This is a genomic window from Dickeya dadantii NCPPB 898 (assembly GCF_000406145.1).
GTDB lineage: Bacteria > Pseudomonadota > Gammaproteobacteria > Enterobacterales > Enterobacteriaceae > Dickeya > Dickeya dadantii.
In genome coordinates this window covers 1,612,339-1,633,977 of record NZ_CM001976.1, presented here as the reverse complement: position 1 = coordinate 1,633,977, position 21,639 = coordinate 1,612,339, and the positions used below count along the sequence as shown (strand labels likewise).

General features: G+C 59.1%; 15 protein-coding genes and 1 CRISPR repeat array. Of the genes, 7 read left to right on the top strand and 8 right to left on the bottom strand.

Translation table 11 applies throughout. The features are described from left to right. Nucleotides 1-114 precede the first annotated feature (114 nt). The 8 genes from DDA898_RS07700 to DDA898_RS07665 form a co-directional block, all read right to left on the bottom strand. Nucleotides 115-2,037, bottom strand: coding sequence for an IucA/IucC family protein (locus DDA898_RS07700; protein ID WP_236616717.1), 1,923 nt, complete (start codon nt 2,035-2,037; stop codon nt 115-117). 4 nt (nt 2,038-2,041) lie between these two features. Then, complete coding sequence (locus DDA898_RS07695; RefSeq protein ID WP_038910780.1) at nt 2,042-2,818, bottom strand: HpcH/HpaI aldolase family protein; 777 nt, start codon at nt 2,816-2,818, stop codon at nt 2,042-2,044. Then, a complete protein-coding gene (locus DDA898_RS07690; protein WP_038910779.1) occupies nt 2,812-4,668 on the bottom strand; it encodes an IucA/IucC family protein in 1,857 nt (618 codons plus the stop codon). Before DDA898_RS07690 ends, DDA898_RS07695 begins: the two co-directional genes overlap by 7 nt. Nucleotides 4,669-4,756: 88 nt before the next feature. Next, complete coding sequence (locus DDA898_RS07685) at nt 4,757-6,205, bottom strand: DHA2 family efflux MFS transporter permease subunit (protein WP_038900834.1); 1,449 nt, start codon at nt 6,203-6,205, stop codon at nt 4,757-4,759. Continuing rightward, a complete protein-coding gene (locus DDA898_RS07680) occupies nt 6,195-7,430 on the bottom strand; it encodes a type III PLP-dependent enzyme (RefSeq protein ID WP_038910778.1) in 1,236 nt (411 codons plus the stop codon). Before DDA898_RS07680 ends, DDA898_RS07685 begins: the two co-directional genes overlap by 11 nt. Further along, nucleotides 7,423-9,300, bottom strand: a complete 1,878-nt coding sequence (locus DDA898_RS07675) for an IucA/IucC family protein (RefSeq protein ID WP_038910777.1) — start codon at nt 9,298-9,300, stop codon at nt 7,423-7,425. Before DDA898_RS07675 ends, DDA898_RS07680 begins: the two co-directional genes overlap by 8 nt. A gap of 106 nt (nt 9,301-9,406) precedes the next feature. Then, nucleotides 9,407-11,521: a TonB-dependent receptor gene (locus DDA898_RS07670; RefSeq protein ID WP_038912485.1), complete on the bottom strand. Its 2,115-nt coding sequence runs from the start codon at nt 11,519-11,521 to the stop codon at nt 9,407-9,409. A 171-nt stretch (nt 11,522-11,692) separates the two neighbouring features. Next, nucleotides 11,693-13,072, bottom strand: a complete 1,380-nt coding sequence (locus DDA898_RS07665) for a diaminobutyrate--2-oxoglutarate transaminase (RefSeq protein WP_050570225.1) — start codon at nt 13,070-13,072, stop codon at nt 11,693-11,695. Nucleotides 13,073-13,567: 495 nt separating this feature from the next. Here DDA898_RS07665 and DDA898_RS07660 point away from each other — a divergent pair, with 495 nt between their 5' ends. From DDA898_RS07660 to cas2, 7 genes are read left to right on the top strand one after another with little or no spacing between them, the layout of a single operon-like run. Further along, nucleotides 13,568-15,829 (top strand): CRISPR-associated endonuclease Cas3'', encoded by a 2,262-nt coding sequence (locus DDA898_RS07660; RefSeq protein WP_038910775.1) that lies wholly within the window; start codon nt 13,568-13,570, stop codon nt 15,827-15,829. A gap of 11 nt (nt 15,830-15,840) precedes the next feature. After that, complete coding sequence (gene cas5c, locus DDA898_RS07655) at nt 15,841-16,503, top strand: type I-C CRISPR-associated protein Cas5c (RefSeq protein ID WP_038910773.1); 663 nt, start codon at nt 15,841-15,843, stop codon at nt 16,501-16,503. Then, nucleotides 16,500-18,248, top strand: a complete 1,749-nt coding sequence (gene cas8c, locus DDA898_RS07650; RefSeq protein WP_038910772.1) for a type I-C CRISPR-associated protein Cas8c/Csd1 — start codon at nt 16,500-16,502, stop codon at nt 18,246-18,248. Before cas5c ends, cas8c begins: the two co-directional genes overlap by 4 nt. Then, nucleotides 18,245-19,123, top strand: a complete 879-nt coding sequence (gene cas7c, locus DDA898_RS07645; protein ID WP_038910771.1) for a type I-C CRISPR-associated protein Cas7/Csd2 — start codon at nt 18,245-18,247, stop codon at nt 19,121-19,123. Before cas8c ends, cas7c begins: the two co-directional genes overlap by 4 nt. Before the next feature lie 3 nt (nt 19,124-19,126). Then, entirely contained in the window at nt 19,127-19,768 is a 642-nt protein-coding gene (gene cas4, locus DDA898_RS07640; protein WP_038910770.1) for a CRISPR-associated protein Cas4, read from the top strand. After that, nucleotides 19,749-20,774, top strand: a complete 1,026-nt coding sequence (cas1c, locus tag DDA898_RS07635; RefSeq protein WP_038910769.1) for a type I-C CRISPR-associated endonuclease Cas1c — start codon at nt 19,749-19,751, stop codon at nt 20,772-20,774. The genes cas4 and cas1c overlap by 20 nt, the downstream gene beginning before the upstream one ends. 27 nt (nt 20,775-20,801) lie before the next feature. Beyond that, entirely contained in the window at nt 20,802-21,095 is a 294-nt protein-coding gene (gene cas2 / locus DDA898_RS07630) for a CRISPR-associated endonuclease Cas2 (RefSeq protein WP_013317283.1), read from the top strand. Nucleotides 21,096-21,275: 180 nt separating this feature from the next. Then, a CRISPR array of direct repeats spans nt 21,276-21,635; the repeat unit is 33 nt; unit sequence GTCGCGCCTCACACAGGCGCGTGGATTGAAACA. Nucleotides 21,636-21,639: the final 4 nt, after the last annotated feature.

The following is a 21,639-nucleotide window of genomic DNA, read 5'->3' as shown; positions in this document are numbered from 1 at the left end:
GGCTCACCCGGCGAAGTCGCCCACCTCAGCACAGTTTTTGACGCCAGAAAACCAACGTATAACCTGCAAGCTCATCGCTAAATTGAGTTAACGACAATCTATTTGCCGGGCAATCTACTGGCCGATGACGGCCTGAAACGGGTTAATCACTTCCCCCTTGCCGAACGGCATACTCCCCGGTCCGCCGGCGCGGGCGATCATCGGGGTGATCAGCAATTTCTGCGGCCAGTTCGGCGCGTCGAACAAACGGGTTTTCAGCATCGCCTGCGTGTCGGCGGCAAAGCCGGCACGGTCAATAGCACCGTTGATTTCACGGCGCATCACGCCCCACAGCGTCGCGGCTTCCACCTCATAGGTCAGCGACAGCGTTTCGATAATCGCCCGCATGTTGACCTGAATGCCCAGCGTTTGCAGCCAGAACAGCAGATCGTCCAGACGCTCGTGGTAAAGCGTGTTGGCATGACCCTGCTTGATACGGTACACCGGGTCCTGCATGCCGTTCTGTTCCAGCGTCGGCACGTGGATGCGCAGCGAGTCGTGATCGCGCAGCAGCAGGCCGTGAGCCTGACCGGCTTTCCATACCAACACCGCGTTCTGACCGTGGATCTCACCCAGCATCCCCAACCGGAACATGCGGAAATTAATGTCGAAGAAACAATGACAAAGCTCTGCGAACAATGTCAAGACCGAATCGGCGTTCGTCGGCAAACCGCGATACGCCAGCCAGTCGTCAAAGAAATGACGGCGGCTGCCCGGCAGCGGCGTACCCAGCGCCGCCATCGGCATCAGGCGGTAGTCCGGGTCGTCGAACAGCGCTGACGGATAACTGCGCACCATCGCCGACAGGTGGCGCGGTGCTTCGTCAAACAAGGTGGCCTGCGGCGGCATAAACGCCCACCACTTGCCTTCGTCGCACAAATACAGCCGTTCCTGCAACACCGCGTCTTTGTCCCGCGCCTGACGCAGCAGCGCTTCGCTCAGCCCACCGTTGATCATTTTCACCGCCGGCAAATAGCGTGACGCGCCCAGCGAATAGACCGCCATCGGCAGCTTGAGGTAATCGGCGCTGGCGAAGCACGGCGTCATCGAGCGCAGTGACGAGGTCGGCAGATAGCAGGCGGCGCTGAAATCCAGCCGGTGGCAATCGCCGTTGCGAAAGGCGTCGCCCAGTTGGGTTTCCAGAATGTGGTCGAACTGCCACGGGTGCACCGGCAAGGCGATGTGGGTGTCGGCGATACCGCGCGCGGCCAGTTCCTGTTGCAGTGCATTCTGCTCCGCCTGCGGCAGCAAATAGCCCGCCGGATACTGGTCAGCCGTATCGCTGATGCCGTCGCCGCATTGCAGACGGTCTTTCGCCACCGCCACCCAGTTCAGCGCCACCGGCTCGGCGAACTCGGCCACATAGCGGCGGTATTCTTCCGCATTCAGCCCCTGTTTGGCTTTCGCCGTCGGGTGAAACGGACGGTCGCGCAACGACGCCCACTGCTCCATCACATGGAAGAAATCGGCATTGCCGCGCGCCAGCAGGTTATCGGTATCAATGCGGTGCTCGCGCGACAGCGCGGTCTGCTCGACGCTGGTGTTAAGCACATCCAGAAACAGCGCCTGCCCTTTGGCATTATTTTCTCCAGCATCGCCTTCTTCACCGTGCTGGCCGGCGAACACCAGATTCATAAAGCTTTCCGGTTCCAGTTCACGCCAGTCATTGCCGCCCTGCTGCCAGGCGTAAACCTGCGTGTCCGGCACTTTTTCCCAGCGCTGGGTAATACCGGGGCGCAGCGCCACCACCAGATGACGCTGTTCGCGTTCGTCGCTGCACCAGCGCCACAGGCGGGCCGCGCTATCCAGTACGCCGAACGGCGCCGGTTGTCCGTACTGCTGCCGCCACTCATCGGGGGTGTACAACGCCAGGAGTTGCGGGCCAAAGAACTCCTCGGCCAGCAGGCAATCCACCAGATCCTGCATCACGCAATGACCGGCATCCTTGTAGTGAGACGTCGTTTTCATCGCATTACTGTCCATCACATTACCTTCCATCGGATCACTTTCCTTCTGCTGAAATCGTTGCGGCCAGTCTGGCCTGTAAAGCACGAAACGCGATGCCGCGTTCGTCGCCCAATACAAAAGCGTGCACGCCCTGCTCGCGCCAGCGTGCATGATCGTCGTGCTGACGGGGAATGGCGCAGTACGTCACGCCGTGCGCGTCGGCGGCCCGCCGCACTTCGGCCAGCGCCGCCTGTACCGGCGGCGCCGCGGTTTGCCACGGCATCCCCAGCGACTGGGAGAGATCCGCCGCGCCCTCAAGAATCATGTCCAGCCCCGCTACGCCGGCGATCGCCTCGGCCTGACGCACGCCCTCGGCGCTTTCGATCATCGCCACCAGCATGATTTCCCGGTTTGCCAGCGCGACGTATTCCGCCAGGCTGTGCTTGCCGAAGGCGCCGGGACGGCCGCTGTTCAGGCTGCGCTCGCCCTGCGGGTGATAATGGCAGGCGCGCACCGCCGCCCGTACTTGATCGGCCTGTTCCACCATCGGCAGCACGATGCCCTGCGCGCCGCCATCCAGCAGGCGCAGCATGGTTTTGGGGTTAGCGTCGGCCACCCGCACCAGCGGCGTCAGCGCGTAGCTTTCCGCCACCCGGATCATGTTCTCCACCGTTTCCGGGTTAATCAGCACATGTTCGGTGTCGATAATCACGAAATCGAACCCGGCTTCGGCGATCAACTCCACCGACACCGGCGAAGGGATCGAGGCAATCAACCCGTATACCGGCGTGCCCGACGCCAGCTTACGCTTGAGTTGGTTGGTTCTTAGCATGACGACGGCCTGAACGGATGCAGCGGGTTCGGCACCGATTTAAAGCGGCGCTCGCCGTCGCCCAGCAACCGGCGTTTGGTCAGTTCTTCCACCTCGTAAGTCGGCGCAAACACATCAAACAAGCTGTAGCGCGAGCGGTGTTGCGGGTGCTCGGCCTGATAACGCAGCACCACCTCCGCCGTCATTTCCCAGAACCGCGCTTCCGGCAATTGGTAATGCCGGCGCAGGAAGATCGCCATTTCCGCCAGACAGATGAAGAAGAACGAGTCGCAGGTGAAATCGCGTACCGCGTTGACATCTTCGGTAAGAATGAAGGAATTGCGGTTGATTTTGGCGTGGCTGGCGGGCAGCGGCACCAGATCCGGGCGCATGGCGGGGCGCGCCAGATGGTCCGGTGAATAACGCACGCCGTCGTGGAAGTCTTTGAGCGCAATGCGCTGCGGCCAGCCGTCACGCACCACCAGCACGATATTCTGACCGTGCGACTCCATGCCGATGCCTTCGGCGTACAGCATGTGGATGATCGGCGACACCGTGACCTCCAACAGTTGGCGAGTCCAGGCTTCCAGCCCGTACTGGCGAATCCAGGCATCGATAAACGGCGCCTGCTCGCCGCCGTCGTAGCGGTGTTCGACATGGCTCAGGCCATTGAACGGCACTGCCTGTTCGTCCGGTTGTAAATACTGATGGATGCTTTCGCGCCAGATCGCGCCCATCACGCCGTAGGCCTGCGCCATGCGGGTGGCGGGCAGCGGTTGGGTGTCGAAACTCACGCCGGCGACCTCGCCGAGAATAACGAATTTCAGGTTGCGGGCGGTCTGGTCGGTGTCGATCAACTGCTGTAGCCAGTCGGTGATGATCGGTCCGTTCATTACGGTGTGCCGCGCCAGAATACGGGTGCTGGAGGTGTTGGTCATGCTCATCGCCAGCTTGACGTAAGGGCGCGTTTTTTCCGTCACGTTAGCCAGCGTACGGATGGACTGCTGCGCCTGCCAGCGGTCATCGGAAGCGCCGAGGTAAATCAGCTCGCCACTGACCAGCTCCGGATAAAACACCGGCGCAATCACGTTTTTCCACTGCCACGGGTGCACCGGTATCAGTTGATAGTCTTGCGCTTTGCGCCCCTGACGCGCCAGCTGTTCGCTAAACGCCTGCCAGCGCGCCGCGCCGAATTCGGTTTGCAGGAAATCGTCCAGATCCAGTTTGGATGAGTGGTTGGCCGACGCCAGAGGCTTCGACAGCGCCAGCCAGACGATGGCGAAAGGCTGGCCGAACTCCGGCCCCCACTGGGCATTGTCCTGCAGACTGAAGCCGATGCGCGACTTGTAGCAGGGATGGTAGCTGTGGGCGTCCATAAAATGGCGCTCCAACTGGTCGAAACTGAGCTGATGCGCCGGTTTGCCGGGTTGATAATCCTGCGCCCGCGACTGCAAATCCTTCAGTTGGGTCTGCTCCAGTTCCTGCACGAAACGCGTCAGGAATGGATTGCTCTCCTGCTCGCCCAGCAGTTCTTCCAGCATCTGGTGCAGGTTGGGCGACTGCGCGTCGCCGTCGGGGCCGATGCGGCGCACGCTGGCGTAGTCGAGGCGGATCAGATCGAAGCTGTCGCTAAACAGCCCGTTGCACCGGTACTCCACCGGCACCTGCCGCGCATCGCGCCCGGTTATCGCAAACTGGCTGTTGCCGTCGCCGATCGGCGTGCGGCGATAAGGCAGCACATCTTCGTACAGCAGCGTCTGTAACAGTTGCCCGACTACGCGCTGTTCCACCAGTTGATAACGCTGCGCATCCATGTGCGGCAGCCAGTCGCAGGCGATGTCCTGAAGTACGACGGGGGATAATGTTTCCATACGATCTCTTAACCTTGTCAGTAAAAATAACGTTGTCAGTAAAAACAACATCATCAGTAAAACAACATGGCGGGTAATCCATCACGCCTTAGCGCGATTCCCGCGTACCTGCCGGTAGCGTCGATTCACCGGCCAATAAGGCGTTTGCCGACGCTTCATCGGTTGCCGTGGGAAAACGCAGGGCGCACGGCAGCGCCAGCAAGATCAGCATGCCGGTGGCGATAAAGGTTTCGCTGATGGCGGCGGCGCGTACGGTTTCATGCGCCAGCCCGCTGCCCGCCAGCCGGAATTCGAGGTACAGCGACGCCACCACGATCGCCAGCGACGACACCAGCCGGCGCGAGATGTTGTTCATGGCGGCGCCCTGCGTGACCAGCGTTTCCGGCAACACATTCAGCCCGGCGGTGGTAACCGGCATGTAGGACAGCCCCAGCCCGACGCCGCGCAGCATCATCCAGCCGAACACCACGCCAATCGACGTCTGCACGCCCGCCATGCCCAGCCCGACGGTCGCCAGCGCGGTCAACAATACCCCGGCGCCCACCACCCGCGACGGGCCGTGACGATCCAGCAGGCTGCCGCCTATCTTGCCGAACAGGCTGGCGAACAGCGCGGTGCACAACAGCGCCAGCCCGGTCCAGATCGCGCTGTAGCCCATCACCATCTGCACCAGCATCGGCAACAGCACCAGACACTCGAACATCCCGACCGACTGCACCACAGCGATCACCACGCTCAGCCGATAGCCGTGCAGTTGAAAAATACGCAGATTAAGCAGCGGTTCGCGCTTACGCAGTTCGACGCGGACAAACGCTATCAGGCACACCGCGGCCGCCAGCAGCATCAGCAGATTGAGTGGGTTAGCCAGCGCCGCGGCATGATGCAATCGCCCGGCGCCAATCATCAGCAACCCGATGCCGGCGGACACCAACACATAGCCGGTCATATCAAACGGTTTGCGCTCGCCCGGTGCGGTTTTCGGCAACACCACCAGCCCCATCAGCAGCGCCAGCGCGCCGATGGGAATGTTCATGGCGAACAGCGCCCGCCAGCTGAACCACTCCAGCAGAATGCCGCCGCACAGCGGCCCCAGCGCCGGAGCCAGCATTACGATGGCGCCCCAGATGCCGGTAATACCGCCCCGCTCCTGCTTGGGGTACACCGAAAAAATCAGCGTCAACGACAGCGGGATCATCAGCCCGCTGGCGATGCCCTGCACCGTGCGGGCGGCGATCACCTGCGAGATGGAGTCCGCCAGCATCCCCAACAGCGAACCGCTGATAAACAGCGCTACGCCCAGCAAATACAGCGGTTTGTTGCCCAGCCGATGCCCGAGATAGCCGGTCAGCGGCATGGTCATGCCCATGCTGACCATGAACGCCGCCACGATCCAGGTGGCGAGCAGCGGCCCGATATGAAACACCTCGATAAACGCCGGCAGCGCCGGATTGAGCGTACTGTTATTCAGGCTGACGGTGGTGGTGCCAAGCAGTACATTGACCACAACCAGCCAGCGGGGAACGGCGTTATTCCACACGGCTCACCACTCCGGCCGCATCCGTCGTCATGCCGTCTTCAGTAATGAAAGACTGCCCAGGACGCGGGTGACACAGAAAGTCGGCATGAGAAATGTTGTAGCCGTAGGCGCCCGCCAGCGGTAACACCAGCAGATCGCCGATGTTGACGTCGGTCAGGCGCTGGTCGCGGCTAAGCACGTCCTTCGGCGTGCACAGCTGGCCGACCACCGTCCAGTCGCGCGTCTCCCCGGTTGTCGGCGCCGACGCCAGCGGCAGGTGAATCACCGGATGGTCATGCCCCTGCGCCACCGGCAGGCGGAACTGGTGGGTACCGCCGCGGCAAACCAGAAAATGTTTGCCGTGACTGCGCTTTTTATCCAGCACTTCGATGGCGTAATAACCGCAGTAGGCGCTGATGAAACGCCCCGGTTCAAAACGGACAATCGGCGCATCCGGCTGTTGCGCCAGCCGCGTGCGCAGGTAATCGCACAGCGACGGCCAGTCGAAACGCTCCGGCGTCAGATACGGCACGCCGATGCCGCCGCCCACGTTCAGATGGGTGATATGTTGCGGATACGCGGACAGCGCTTTCCACTGCGGCCAGCGCGTCAGGTACATATCCAGCAGTTGCTGATGCCGCGCCACCACCATTTGGTGCGACATGGCGTGCACGTGAAACCCTTTCAGTTGCAGATGGCTGGCGTTATCCACGTCGCGCACCGCGTCCGCCAGATCGGCCTCATCCATGCCGAACGGCGTCGGCGTGCCGGCCATCGCCAGTTTGCTGGTCAGCGACGACGCCAGTTCCGGGTTGATACGGATGAACACCGACTGGACCACGCCATGCTGCTTCGCCCGCTGTTGCAGGCGCGCAATTTCATGGCGGCTCTCCACATGCACCGCCTCCACGCCCTGTTCCAGCGCCAGATCGAAGTCAGAATCCAGTTTGCCCGGCCCGGAGAACACGAACGGTTTACGCGTGCCGCAATCGGCCACGCGGGCGATTTCGCCACCCGACGAGATTTCAAACCCGTGTACCAACGGCGCGATCACGTCCAGAATCGGTTTTTCGCTATTGGCCTTGATGGCGTAATAGAGTTCAACGCCCGACGGCAGCGCCGCCATCACCTCGCTGACGTGCTGACGCAGCGCCGTCAGGTCGTACACAAACGCCGCCAGCGGGTCGGTATGCTGCTGTTGCAAACGAACAATCACGTCGTGCACGTGCTGGGGCAACTTAACCATGCTGCACCTCGCCATGCCGGACTTCTTCATGCCGGGCTTCTTCGTGCCGGACGTCACCATGCCGTCTCTCGTCATGCTGCGACTCGCTGCCGTGCTGCACGGCGTGGCCCCAGGGCGACGGCAACCGGACATAGCTGGCCTGACGATCGGCCTCGGCCGCCAGCCGGACCTTGAGGTTGGTTTTGCACGCCACCGGATGGCCGGCGATCAGCGCGTCCAGCTCCGGCGACGGTTGTTTCAGTTCACGCTGAATGGCGCGCAGTTGCTGCTGTACCCGTTGCCACATTAAGGGCGCCAGTTGCGGGCGTCCCTGACTCAGGGCCAGAATGGCCTCGGACAGGTGATTAATGAACAGGCAGTACATGATGCGATTCCAGCCCTGCTCGCGCGAGTACTGCAGCGACTGGCGTACGCGTGGATGTATATCGTCGTCGATATACTGAATGCCGAGATCGTCGGTCAGTTTCACCCCTTCAAAATCGCGCAGCAGCACCTGCTGTGGCCGCCCCTGTTGATGTACCAGCACGCTGTTTTGCAGGTGCGGCTCCATCACCACGCCGTGATTGAAGAACAGCGACAGCACCGGGCGCAGCAACTGCGTTTGGTAGTCATCGAACCAGTACAGCAGCGCGTTGTCATCCAGCGCCTCGCCATAGTGCGTACGCAGGAAGGTTTGAATCATCGGCTGTAAATCCACGCCGCGGGCAAACAGCGTACCGGCCATGATGCTGCGATCCGCACCGGTGCGGCGGCAGAAATTCTCACGCAGAATGCCGCCGGTTTGTTCACGGAACCAGTGGCTGTCCGACTCGCCAGCGGCGGCCGGACTCCAGCTCACCACGCCGGGTTCGGCGGCGGCGACCAGCCCGCCCAGCGTGTCGGCATGTTGATCCAGCAACTGGCGGAACAACCGGTCGATCAGCACCGTGCTTTCCAGTTCATACCAGGCGTTTTTGCGCACACAGTTGGTGATGCGCACATTCAGCGAACCTTTGATGAAGTAGTCGTGATCGTCGATGAACCAGGTACGGATAGAGGCTGTCGGGCTGGCGACGCGTCCGCTTTGGCCCAGATCGCGGATCACGTTATCACGCAGCAGTTGCTGCACGCGCGCATCCTGCATAAACAGCTGCGCCTGCACCGGGTGCATACAGATGATGGCGTGCCCCGGCGACGCCGGTTGCTGGTCGGCAAACCCGTCCAGCACCTGCTGCGGCGTCAGGCCGTTGGCGCCGATGTGCAACCCGTTCACCGGTACTTCGAACTGATGCAACGCCGCGCGGGCCTGAAATTCAGGCGCCCACTGCTCCTGACCAAGATGAGCCGGCCACAGGCGCGCTTTGGGCGCGGGGTGGCTGGGGTGGCCGAACCACAATCCCTGTTCGCTTTGCAGATAGTGCTGTAGCGGCGCATCCGCGCGCTGACGGCCGTTGTGGCTGACAATGGCGCTGACCAGCCGCTGGCTTTGCAGAATCTGCTCGTATAGCTCCGGGTTTTTCCTCCCGGCGATGTGCTCGCACGCGGCCAGCAGGCGTGCGACCAGCGGTTCGAAATCGGGGCATTGCCAGTCGCCCTGCGCCTGACGCAGGTAGACATCGGACAGGTAATGCTGGCTACCGAAAGTGTCGCGGCGGTCCACCATGACAAATAGTTGCAGTTGGTCGGGCAAGCCGATCATCATCGGAATCCCCTTCCAGTCCGCACCATCAAAATAGGCCCCCGGCGGAATCCCCTTCATTTCGTCTGGCCATTCATATCGCAAATACCCCTCCGGTATTGCGAATTCTTTGATAAGACAATTCAGTAACCCATGCAGGGCTGCTTTTTCGCTTATCATTCTGGACAAAACATCATGATTTCGGTTGTTCATCTCTACTCCGTAAGAATAACAATCGGCCGGTGGTTTATTTCGTGGCGAAGGTTAAATATCCTGAATATATAACTGAATAATGCCCCGCCTTGCGGCGGGACTATTATCAGAAGTCAACGCTGTATCCTAATGTCACGGTTCTTCCCCGACCGGAGAAATAACGCAGGGAGTTCACAATCGCGCTTTGCGAATAATATGTGATGTACTCCTTGTCAAACAGGTTGGAGACCGCCAGATTAATTTTACCTTTCGGTAATTTATAACCGACGGCGGCATCCACCAGCAGATAACCGTTAAAGTCCTGCTGACGGTTATCCATAATGCGATCAAAGGCGTAATTAGCCTGAATAAACGAAGACCACTGCGGCGTCCAGTTGGCGGACCAACTGGCGGTCAGGCGATCCGGCGGGATATTCAGCCCGTCCAGTTTGCCGTCCAGGCTGCCGTTGCCGTCGCTGTCATACCATCCCTGGATGTGGGAATAACCGAATTTCAGACGGTGATCGTCATTCACCTTGTAACCCAATGAGGTTTCGATACCGTCGATACGGGTTTTCTGACGCTCGCTCTGGAAGGTGCCGCTCACATCCACCACGCGCTCGCCCAGCTTGGAGGTCGAGCGGTAGTAGCTCAGCTCAAACTCCACCGGGTCTTTCTGGATGCGGAAGCCGGTTTCAACGTTGTCCGTCACAATCGGTTCCAGCGGCAGCATGCTGACCGACTGGCCGGCGGTTTTAATGCCGCGCAGCGTACGGCCCACGTCCGGAATACCGAAGCCCTGCGAGTAGTTGGCAAACAGGCTCAGCGGCTGATAAGGCGTGGTCCACACCGCGCCAACGTTGTACAGCGTCTTGTTGAAACTCAAGCGCCCGCCCTGCACATCCACGCTGTTATTAGGCGCACGCGCGGTGCTGGCCGCCACCGTGCGGAAGCTGTCGATATCCAGACGCGCGTACTCGTAACGTACCCCGGTGGTGATTTTCAGCGAATCGATCGGCTGAATATCGAACTGCATGAACGGCGACAGATCGGTGTACTCCATCTGCGGCGCATACAGGCGCTTGGTCAGCCAGAAATCCTGTTTGCCGGTATCGAACAGGGTATCGAACCCGACGGTCGCTTTCAGGTAATCGTCCCAGATATCGTCTTTGGTTAACGCCACTTTGCTGCCGTAGCGGCTGGAGGTCACCCGTGACTGATCGTATAGCTGATTGAGCGGCGCAATGCGGATATCCTGGAAAGAGGCCGAGTTATCGGCACCGAATAACGACTCGTAGTTTTGGTAATACACCAGCGAGTTCAGCTTCATGCCTGCCAGATTGTAGTTATCGTAGGTGGCGCTGGTGGTCCAGACGCTGTTCATCGGCGCATCGCCGACCGGACGCCCGGATATCGAGGTGGTCGGGATGCCGTTATTACGATCGCCCGCGACGCCTAAATAGTTCATCTTGCCCTTGATCTGATAGCGGTTAAGGCTGAACTGTATCCGCTGGTCGTTATCCAGCCAGTAACCAACCTTCGCCATCATGTCGTAGGCACGGGAATCCATCAGATCGCCCTGGGTGTTATCAACCCCGATAGGACGATCTTTCCCATCCAGGAATAATCCCTGATCTTCGTAACTGACCGAAAACAGGTAATCCAGATACTCTTCGCGGCCACTGAACCCGTAGGTGGTTTTGTAGCTCATGCTGTCCGAGCTGACTTTCGTCGGCGAGGTGGTTTCCACGCTGAAGTGCTGGTTGAATGAACCCGGCTCCGGGCGGCGGGTAATAATATTGATCACCCCGCCGGTCGCGCCGATGCCGTTGCTGGCGCTGGCGCCATGAATCACCTCAATGCGATCCACCATCGCGAAATCGATGGTATGCATTTCGCGCCCGGTGGGGCGCAGCGGGTTGGACTGCGGAATGCCATCCACCAGAATCAACGGCGCGCGACCGCGGAAGGTCTCGCCGCTGCCGCTCATTTTCTGACGGCTCGGCGCCATTGACGGCAATAAGTTGCTTAATATCTGGGAAGAATCGCTGGTAATTTGTCGCTGTTGTTCGATCTGCTCTTTGGTAATAATCGTTACGACCTGAGGCGAATCTTTTTTCTCGGTATCCGTTCGGGATGCCGTCACCACCATTTCGTTGTCATTCTTGTTTGTGCTATCTGCTGCGTTAGCCTGTGCAAATAAAAATAATGGCGTCAACGCATATAATGCCCGAACCTTCATTCCTGCAACCTCATTATTATTTTCCCAGTAAATAAACGCTGGCGTTTCCGCCAGCATACGTCGTTAATATTATTGTTTAGCCTCAGGCTATATCCGTAATAACGTCGGTTACGCGTTCTTGTTATTATGTCGTCGTCATTATCATTACGGACCATATATTTACCTCAGGCATTACGGATGACGGATTTGCGCCACGGCTTCAATCAACGCGCGCTCGAATCGTTCCACTACGCTACGGCACTGTTCCTCGGTAATAATCAGCGGCGGCAGCAGCCTGACCACGTTGCCCTGTCGCCCACCCCGCTCCAGCAGCAAACCCTGACGGAAACAGTGCTGCTGAATGGCGAGCGCCAGTTCGGCATCCAGCGGATAAGCGCCGCCGGTTTGCGCAGGCTGGCGCTCATCGACGATCTCAATCCCCAGCATCAGGCCACGGCCGCGCACCTGTCCCAGACAGGGGAAACGCGTCTGCAACTGGGTAAACTGCTGCTTCAGCCATTCGCCGCGAGCAGCCGCCTGTGCCGCCAGCTTGTCGCGCAGCAGAATGTCGATGGTGGTTTTGCCGGTCGCCATCGCCATCTGGTTGCCGCGGAACGTACCGGTGTGGGTGCCCGGTTTCCAGACATCGAACTCACGGCGAATGCCCAGCACCGCCATCGGCAAACCGCCGCCCACCGCTTTCGACATCACGATGATGTCCGGCTCGATGCCGGCCTGTTCGAAGGCAAACAGCGTGCCGGTGCGGGCAAACCCGGCCTGCACTTCATCGACAATCAGCAGAATGCCGTGACGGCGGGTCACCTCGCGCAGCGTTTGCAGCCAACTGGCCGGCGCCGGGTTGACGCCGCCCTCGCCCTGCACCGCTTCGACAATGACGGCGGCCGGCAACGACATACCGCGCTCGACATCCTCGATAAACGCCGTGAAATAGTGACTCAGCGCCTGTACGCCCGCGTCGCCGCCGATTCCCAGCGGGCAGCGGTACTCATGGGGGTAAGGCAGGAACTGGACGCCCGGCATCAGATTCTGCACCGCGTCTTTGGGGCCGGTATTACCGGTAACGGCCAGCGCGCCGTGCGTCATGCCGTGGTAGCCGCCGGAGAAACTGATGATGCCCCCGCGGCCGGTATAGGTTTTCGCCAGTTTTAATGCGGCCTCGACCGCATCCGCTCCCGATGGGCCACAGAACTGCAGGCAGTACTGGTTTTCGCCGCCGGGCAGTTGCGCCAGCAGGGTTTCGCAGAAGGCGTCTTTCAGCGGCGTGGTGAGATCCAGCGTATGCATCGGCAGGCCCGACGCCAGAAATTCCTGAATGCTGCTCACCACTTCGGGGTGATTGTGCCCCAGCGCCAGCGTACCGGCACCCGCCAGGCAATCCAGATACTGATTGCCATCCACATCCGTCACCCACACGCCTTGCGCTTTCTGGATCACCAACGGCAGTTTGCGCGGATAACTACGTACATTGGACTCAAACCATCCCTGTCGCTCCAGATAATCTGCATTGGTTCTCTGCACATGATCCGTAACCGCAAACTGTGTCTCTGACATCGTCTTCACCCCCTGTGATATTGATAATGACAACAATTATCATTAACAATAATGACGCTCAAGTGTTATTTAAATGACGACTTTAATAACCAAATCCTTACAATTATTGACGCTATATTCACTAAATGCATACAGGATGGGCACTTATCGCCCTTTTTCACCCCGCTTTTCACACCCTGACAGCCAGACAGTCAAAATGTTATTTTGAGACATTCATCACACTTTTATGCCCGCTCGTTTTCCAGCACTGCACCACCAAAACACGAGCCGCCATCATCACCAACAGGATGCAAAAATAGTGATATTAACGATACGATTTCCCTGCCAGTTTGCGTTAAATTAACCGGGTATCTTTAAGAATAAAAAGCACCCTTCTCGATATTATTTAAAGATGAATTATTTTAATAAAAACATTTTAAAACAATGATTTATATATTATTCATTTCACTTAAAATGGCAGATTAAATAATAATACTGTCTATTTAAGAGGCCGGTATGGCAGAAAGACTTCCGTTTATTGCGCATGTCAAAAGAAATAACGACGGTGACTGGAACACGCCCCATTATCTTGATGAACATTTGCGGGATGTCGCAGAATTGGCCGCCGCCATTGCACCCGCGACATTATCGGACTGGGCAAGGCTTGCCGGGCGATGGCACGATCTGGGTAAATACCGCCCGCCTTTTCAGGACTATTTGCGTAAGGCCTCAGGTTATGACGCTGAAAACGCCCACATTGAACAAGCGCCCGGACGCGTAAGCCACTCGATTGCCGGTGCCCGCTATGCCATCACCGCGTTAGGCAACGGCCTTGGGCATATTCTGGCTTACGCTATTAGCGGTCATCACGCCGGTTTGCCCAATGGCAGAGGCGATGCCGGTTCTTTATATAATCGCTTAACCACCGGTGACGAGGAGTATCAGCAGGCTCGCGAACAGGCGATTCCAGCGGATATTTTGCAAGCAATACCGGTTAGCCTGCCGCCCCTCTCGGAAGAAAACATCGCGCTATGGCTGCGAATGCTGTTCTCCTGCCTGGTGGATGCCGACTTTCTCGATACCGAGCGCTATATGTCGCCTGAGAACGCCGCGCGGCGCGAAAAAACCGCATCGCTGACACTGGCATCGCTGCAGCCGCGCTATCAAAGCCATATGCACGCCCTTGCCGGCCGTAACCCACAGTCACCGCTGTATCAACTGCGCCAGTCCATTCTTGACGAAACCCGGCAGGCGGCAAGTCTTCCGCCCGGCCTGTTTAGCCTGACAGTGCCGACCGGCGGCGGCAAGACGCTGGCAAGCCTCGGCTTTGCGCTCGATCACGCGCTGCGTCACGGCAAAAAACGTATTATTTACGCCATTCCCTACACCAGCATTATCGAGCAAAACGCCGCGGTGTTTCGTCAGGCTCTCGGGGATGATGCGGTCGTTGAGCACCACTGCAACCTTGATAACAGTGACGATGCCCGCGCCCGGCTGGCGTGTGAAAACTGGGATGCACCGATTATCGTCACCACCAATGTGCAGTTGTTCGAATCACTCCATGCAGCCCGAACCAGTCGCTGCCGTAAACTGCACAACCTCGCTGACAGCGTGATCATTTTGGATGAGGCGCAGCAGCTGCCGCGCGACTTTCACGCCCCGATTACGCAGGTGATGCAACAACTCACCGAACTGTTTGGCGTGAGTTGGGTGCTCTGCACCGCCACACAGCCGGTACTGGAGGCCCAGCGCAATCCGTTTGGGCAATTACTGATGCCGGGGTTGACGCAGGTGCGTGAAATCATCGCCCGGCCCACGCAGCTTGCCGACGCACTGCGCCGGGTTGAGGTGCGCTTTTCTCTGACGCCCTGCGACTGGCGAACATTAGCCGCCGATCTTGCCGCACAACCCTGTGTGCTGTGTATCGTCAATACCCGTGCCGATGCGCGCACTCTGTATCAACTACTGGCCGATGACCCGGACGTCTTGCATCTCTCCGCGCAAATGTGTGCGGAACATCGCAGCCAGGTGATTACACAGATAAAACAGCGGCTGGAAGCCCGTCAACAGGGCGATAACCGCCCGTTACGGGTGATAAGCACCCCGTTGGTTGAAGCCGGCGTCGATCTCGATTTTCCGACGGTGTGGCGCGCCATCGCCGGACTCGATGCCATCGCTCAGGCGGCAGGTCGCTGCAACCGCGAGGGTCAACTGACCCGGCGCGGTATCGTGCAGGTATTTATGCCGCCTGCACTGCCGCCCGCCGGGGCATTGCGTCAGGCCGCCCAGTGCACGCTGGAGATGGTGAATGCCTGTCTGCTGACCGACCCACTCTCTCCGGAGGCGTTTTATGATTACTTCACCCGGTTTAACAGCAAAGGCGAGCGTGACCGCCACGGCATTGGTCGCCTGCTGCGCGCGGAACCTGATTCAGACATCGGGCTGTCTATCTGTTTTCGTGACGCAGCGGAGAAATTTCGCCTGATTGACGACACCAGCGTGGCGGTGATTGTGCCCTGGCAGCCGGACGACGAGGAACCAAGCCCGGTCGAGTATTGGCTGCAATGCCTTGAAAGCGACGCCGGCGCCCATTGGGTTTATCGCAAATTGCAACGCTATAGCGTGACCTTACCGCAAACGCTGGCGGTGCGGCTGCAAGCCCTTGGCGCATTGCAGCCTCGCGCCGGGCTGCTGGTGTTATTAGACAGCCACTATTGCCGCAATACCGGCGTAAAACTGCCGGAGGCACTGCTATCGGCTGAGGATTCAGTGATTTAACAGGAGGCTTTATGCCATTTTGTCTGGATGTGCAGGGCGAGTTTGCATGTTTTACCCGCCCGGAAATGAAGGTGGAGCGCGTCAGTTATGATGTGATGACCCCCTCGGCCGCACGTAGTATTTTTGAAGCTATTTTATGGAAACCAGCCATCGCCTGGCGGGTGACGCGTATTGAGGTCATCAACCCAATTCGCTGGATAAACCTGCGTCGCAACGAAGTCGGCTCGGTTATCTCCAGCCGGGTGGTGACCAGTGCGATGAAGGCGGGCAGCGGCTCGCTGGGGCTCTACATTGAAGATGACCGCCAACAACGCGCCGGCTTGTTTTTACGTGATGTGCACTACCGTCTGCACGGCGAATTCACCCTGACGGCGCAGGCAGGCAGCGGCGATAACGCCGGGAAATTTGCCGAGATGTTCCGCCGCCGGGCGCAAAAAGGGCAATGCATCAATCAGCCGTATCTGGGTTGCCGCGAATTCGCCGCTGATGTGATGCTGATTGACGACGACACGCCGCAACCACCGGCACTGGCACAAGACCGCGAACTCGGCTGGATGCTCTACGACATGGATTACCGGCAGGCGCAAAACCCGACCCCGCGCTTTTTCCATGCCAACATGACCCAGGGCGTGATTGATATTCCCGCGCCAGACAGCCCCGAGGTGGTCGCATGATCCTGCACGCCCTATGCCAGTATTACCAGCGGCGGCAAAAGGAGGCCGACAGCGCCCTGCCGGCCTTTGGCTTTGAGCAAAAAGCCATCCCGTTTGTGATTGTCCTTACCAGTGACGGCCGCTTTTTGCAGTTTGAAGACACCCGTTATCTTGATGAGGCACAAGGGAAAAAGCCGCAGGCGCGCCTATTCACCGTGGCGAAAAGCATCAAAAAAACCTCCGGTGTCGCCGCCAACCTGTTGTGGGACCCGGCGGACTATGTGCTAGGCATCGATAAAAAAGGCAACCCGACGCGCACCGAACAGCAAAAAGCCTGCTTTATTCGCCGGATTCAGGCGCTGGCGGCCTTCGCCCCGCAGGATAACGGCCTTCAGGCGGTGCTGGCGTTTTATCAACGCTACGATAGCCTGCCGCAGCCCGAGCTGGAACAAGACCCGCTGTGGGCGGAAATCAACGACACCAACCCACTGTTAACCTTCCGGCTGGTGACGGATGCCGACTGTCTGGTATTCCAGCGCCCGGCGGTACTGGCGGCGTATCAGCACGTCCTTGCCGACAGCGACAAACCCGCGGGGCGCTGCCTGGTGAGCGGCGAGCGCTTGCCGGTCGCCACCCTGCACCCGTCAATCAAAGGCGTGTGGGGCGCACAATCGTCAGGCGCCAGTCTGGTGTCGTTCAATCTGGATGCGTTTCGCTCGTTTGGCAAAGAACAGGGAGCCAATGCCCCGATTAGCGAACAAGCGACATTTGAATACACCACGGCGCTTAACGCCCTGCTGCAAACCCACAGCCCGAACCGGTTGCAACTTGGCGAAACCTCGGTCGTGTGCTGGGCCAGTCGGGCTCATCCGCTGGAGAGCTGGCTGCCGACGCTGTTCGGCAGCAGTCACAGCGATGACCCGGACAGCGGCGTGCGCACCGTCACGGCACTGTTTAACTCCGTGCATAACGGCGCTTACTGCGGAGCCGACGGCGATGCCCGCTTTTACCTGCTGGGGCTGTCGCCGAATGCCGCGCGCGTCGCCATCCGCTTTTTTCAGGAAGGCACGGTGGCGCAATTCGCCGAACGGCTCCAGGAGTGGTTTGGCGATATCGCCATCATCAAACCCAAAGCGGTGACGTACCCCTTCCCGCCGCTGAAAGCGCTGTTACGTGCCTGCGCGTTGCTGAATAAAGAAGAAAACCTGTCGCCGCTACTGGCCGGCACCACGGTGCGCGCCATTCTGAGCGGCCAGCCGCTGCCAGCCGCCCTGATGACCGCACTGTTACAGCGCATCCGGGCCGAACGGGGCGACGTCAGTTATTACCGTGCATCGCTGATGAAAGCCTGTCTCAACCGGGCTTTTCGTCGTCAATCCATCAAGGAGGTTTCTGTGTCTCTCGACCCGGAAGAACAGCGCATCGGCTACCGGCTTGGCCGGTTGTTCGCTACGCTTGAGCAAATACAACACGCCGCCAACCCCACTATTAACGCCACCCTCTGCGACCGCTATTACAGCAGCGCCAGCAGTACCCCGGTGGCGGTGTTCCACACGCTAATGCGGCTGCATACCCACCATTTGAAAAAGCTCAAAACCTCGCTGCAAATCCATTACCAGAAATGCATCGGCGAGATTATCGACGACATCACCGCTTTCCCCCCTCACCTCAATCAGGAGCAGCAGGGGTTGTTTGCCATCGGTTACTACCATCAGCGTCAGCACTTTTTTTCTCAATCCACATCCAGTCAGGGAGATGAACAATGAGCCTTAACCACCGCTATGAATTCGTGCTGTTGTTTGATGTGAAAGACGGCAACCCCAACGGTGACCCGGACGCGGGCAACCTGCCGCGCGTGGATGCCGAAACCGGTCAGGGGCTGGTGACGGATGTGTGCCTGAAACGCAAAATTCGCAACTATGTCGGCCTAACGCGCAACGAGCAGCCGCCGTATGAAATCTACGTCAAAGAAAAGGCGATTTTGAATAAAACCCACGAGCGCGCTTATGAAGGCATCGGCAAAAGCGAGGCGCTAAACAGCGACAAAAAACGCAAAGGCGGCAACGCGGTGGACGAAGCCCGCCAGTGGATGTGCCGCAACTTTTACGATGTGCGCACCTTCGGCGCGGTGATGTCGATCGGGGTTAACTGCGGCCAGGTGCGCGGCCCGGTGCAACTGACCTTCTCGCGATCCATCGAACCGATTGTGGCGCTGGAACACGCCATTACCCGCTGCGCGGTCGCCACCGAAAAAGAAGCCCTGGCCCAAGATGGCGACAACCGCACCATGGGGCGCAAAAACACCGTGCCTTACGGTTTGTACCGCTGTCATGGTTATATTTCAGCCCATCTGGCGCGCCAGACCGGCTTTAGCGACGACGACCTGGCGCTGCTGTGGGAAGCGTTGCTCAACATGTTTGAGCACGACAGATCCGCCGCCCGCGGCGAGATGAATGCCTGCGCGCTGTATGTTTTCCAGCATGACTGCGCACTGGGTAACGCACCGGCGCGCAAGCTGTTCGACTGCCTGCACATCACCCGCACCAGCGACGGCCCGGCGCGCAGCTATGCCGATTACCAGGTCACGCTGGATGACGCCGCCCTGCCCGCCGGTGTGACCTTGCACCGCCTGCTGGAGTAAACCATGGATGACCCGCGTCTGGTGCCGATTTCGGCACTGCAACATTACGCCTTCTGCCCGCGTCAGTGCGCACTCATTCACACTGAGCAGATATGGGCGGATAACTGGCTGACGGCGCAAGGCACGATGTTACACCAGCGGGTCGACCACGGCCTGCCGGAAACCCGGCGCGGCATCCGTTACGAGCGCGGCGTCATCGTTCAGGCCCCGCAACTGGGCCTGAGCGGTAAGCTGGATTTGCTCGAACAGGTGTTGGCCACTGGGGCACTAACCCCGGTGGAATACAAACGCGGCAAGCCGAAAATCCATCAGGCGGATAAGGTTCAACTGTGCGCGCAGGCGCTGGCGCTGGAAGAGATGAGCGGGCAGCCCATTCCCGTCGGCGCCTTGTGGTACTGGGAGACGCGCCGCCGCCTTGAGGTTGAGCTTGATGAGGCGCTGCGCACCCACACCCGGCAGTTGATTGCGGCCGTCAGCCACCTGCTGCAACAGGGCGAAACCCCACACGCCACACCGGGTAAGCACTGCCTTGCCTGCTCGCTCAATGAACTCTGTCAGCCGTCACTGCAACACGCAGACCGTTCCGGCGACTACATTCGCCGGCTTTACCTTGTGGAAGACCGAGATGAAGAAACTCCAGAATAGCCTCTATATCACCCGCGACGGAGCCTGGCTGCATAAAGAGCGTGAAACGCTACTGATTGAACAAACGGTAGACGGCCAGCGCCAGAAACTGCTGCAAGTGCCGATCCACTCCGTCAGCAATATTTTCTGTTTCGGCAATGTGCTGGTGTCGCCGCAATTAATGGGATTTTGCGGCGAAAACGGCACTCAATTATCGTTCTTCGATCAATTCGGCCGCTTTCTGGCGCGTGTCGTCGGCCGCCAGAGTGGCAATGTGTTGCTACGGCGCGCCCAGTTTCAGGCCTCGAACACCCAGGCAGCGACACTGGCACGCCATATTCTTACCGCCAAAATCCAGTCTTCCCGCCGTGTGCTCTTACGCCACCTGCGCACCTATGGCGATAACCCGGCGTTGCAGGCCGCCGCTGACCGCCTGCGCCAGATTGTCGCCGAGCTTCCCGCGAAGACCGATATCGAACGCCTGCGAGGGCTGGAAGGTGAGGCCGCCAGCCACTATTTCGGCGTGTTCGATTTGCTGATTGCCGCCCGGCGTGAGCTTCGCTTTAATGGCCGCTCACGTCGCCCGCCGCGAGACCCGGTCAACGCGCTGCTCTCTTTTTTCTATGCCATTCTGAGTAAAGAGATCAGCGGGGCTTTACAAGGCGTCGGCCTTGACCCGCAAGTCGGCTTTTTACATCAGGAACGCCCGGGGCGCGACAGCCTGGCGCTGGACCTGCTCGAAGAGTTCCGTGCGCCACTGGTAGACCGACTGGTGCTAACGCTGATTAACCGCCAGCAAGTGACCATGCAGGATTTCACCACCGATGTGTTAGGCGGCGTAACGCTAAAAGATGAGGCGCGCAAGCGGGTGCTACAGGCCTGGCAAGCGCGGAAACAAGAAGAGATAACCCATCCGTTTTTGAATGAAAAAGTCGCTGTCGGGCTCTTGCCGCATATGCAGGCGATGTTACTGGCCCGCCACCTGCGTGGCGATTTGGCGCACTATCCGCCGTATGTATTGCGCTAATAGCATATCAACCGGAGAAGCCGCTGTATGATGGTACTCATCACTTACGATGTGTCGCTGGAAGATGCCAACGGCCCCCGCCGCCTGCGGCAACTGGCCAAAATCTGCCTGGACTACGGTGTACGGGTGCAATACTCGGTATTCGAGTGCGACGTTGACGCTGCGCAATGGGTGGTGTTGCGCCAGAAGCTGCTTACCACCTATGACGAACGTGTCGACAGCCTGCGCTTTTATCGCCTTGGCAAGGGCTGGCGTGATAAAGTTGAGCACCACGGCGCCAAACCGGCGCTGGATATCTTTGGCGATACGCTTATCGTGTAACGCTGCGCCAACCCCCGGTACTCATCATTTTCCCGGCCGGTTGGCGCAATCTCATCCAATTGAATGATAAACAATTTATTTCTGTACTTCACCGTTGCGCCCTCAGCTTCCTCCCGCAGACATGACGTTGGCGTTCTTTTAGCGCTGACGCTATGCTACAAGCGCCTTGCCCGCAAGGCAGTCGCGCCTCACACAGGCGCGTGGATTGAAACAGGCTTTGCTGGTTCAGCGGCAGGTGCTGCCGGGTCGCGCCTCACACAGGCGCGTGGATTGAAACAGATGCTGATCCGACAGGACGACGCCCGCGTTCGTCGCGCCTCACACAGGCGCGTGGATTGAAACACGTATCACATCCGCGTTGCTTATTGCTGCTGCGTCGCGCCTCACACAGGCGCGTGGATTGAAACTTGATGATAACGCCATTACCCGGCAGAAGACCGAGTCGCGCCTCACACAGGCGCGTGGATTGAAACTGAGATAGAGTGAATAGATAGGGCGTGATATAAAGTCGCGCCTCACACAGGCGCGTGGATTGAAACACTGT

What these genes read in the sequence shown, in the direction of transcription:
- DDA898_RS07695 (WP_038910780.1), bottom strand. Translation starts at nt 2,818, where the DNA reads ATGCTAAGAACCAACCAACTCAAGCGTAAGCTGGCGTCGGGCACGCCG.
- DDA898_RS07670 (WP_038912485.1), bottom strand. Translation starts at nt 11,521, where the DNA reads ATGAAGGTTCGGGCATTATATGCGTTGACGCCATTATTTTTATTTGCA.
- DDA898_RS07700 (WP_236616717.1), bottom strand. Translation starts at nt 2,037, where the DNA reads ATGGAAGGTAATGTGATGGACAGTAATGCGATGAAAACGACGTCTCAC.
- DDA898_RS07660 (WP_038910775.1), top strand. Translation starts at nt 13,568, where the DNA reads ATGGCAGAAAGACTTCCGTTTATTGCGCATGTCAAAAGAAATAACGAC.
- DDA898_RS07675 (WP_038910777.1), bottom strand. Translation starts at nt 9,300, where the DNA reads ATGAACAACCGAAATCATGATGTTTTGTCCAGAATGATAAGCGAAAAA.
- cas2 (WP_013317283.1), top strand. Translation starts at nt 20,802, where the DNA reads ATGATGGTACTCATCACTTACGATGTGTCGCTGGAAGATGCCAACGGC.
- cas7c (WP_038910771.1), top strand. Translation starts at nt 18,245, where the DNA reads ATGAGCCTTAACCACCGCTATGAATTCGTGCTGTTGTTTGATGTGAAA.
- cas1c (WP_038910769.1), top strand. Translation starts at nt 19,749, where the DNA reads ATGAAGAAACTCCAGAATAGCCTCTATATCACCCGCGACGGAGCCTGG.
- DDA898_RS07665 (WP_050570225.1), bottom strand. Translation starts at nt 13,072, where the DNA reads ATGTCAGAGACACAGTTTGCGGTTACGGATCATGTGCAGAGAACCAAT.
- cas4 (WP_038910770.1), top strand. Translation starts at nt 19,127, where the DNA reads ATGGATGACCCGCGTCTGGTGCCGATTTCGGCACTGCAACATTACGCC.
- DDA898_RS07690 (WP_038910779.1), bottom strand. Translation starts at nt 4,668, where the DNA reads ATGGAAACATTATCCCCCGTCGTACTTCAGGACATCGCCTGCGACTGG.
- DDA898_RS07680 (WP_038910778.1), bottom strand. Translation starts at nt 7,430, where the DNA reads ATGGTTAAGTTGCCCCAGCACGTGCACGACGTGATTGTTCGTTTGCAA.
- cas5c (WP_038910773.1), top strand. Translation starts at nt 15,841, where the DNA reads ATGCCATTTTGTCTGGATGTGCAGGGCGAGTTTGCATGTTTTACCCGC.
- cas8c (WP_038910772.1), top strand. Translation starts at nt 16,500, where the DNA reads ATGATCCTGCACGCCCTATGCCAGTATTACCAGCGGCGGCAAAAGGAG.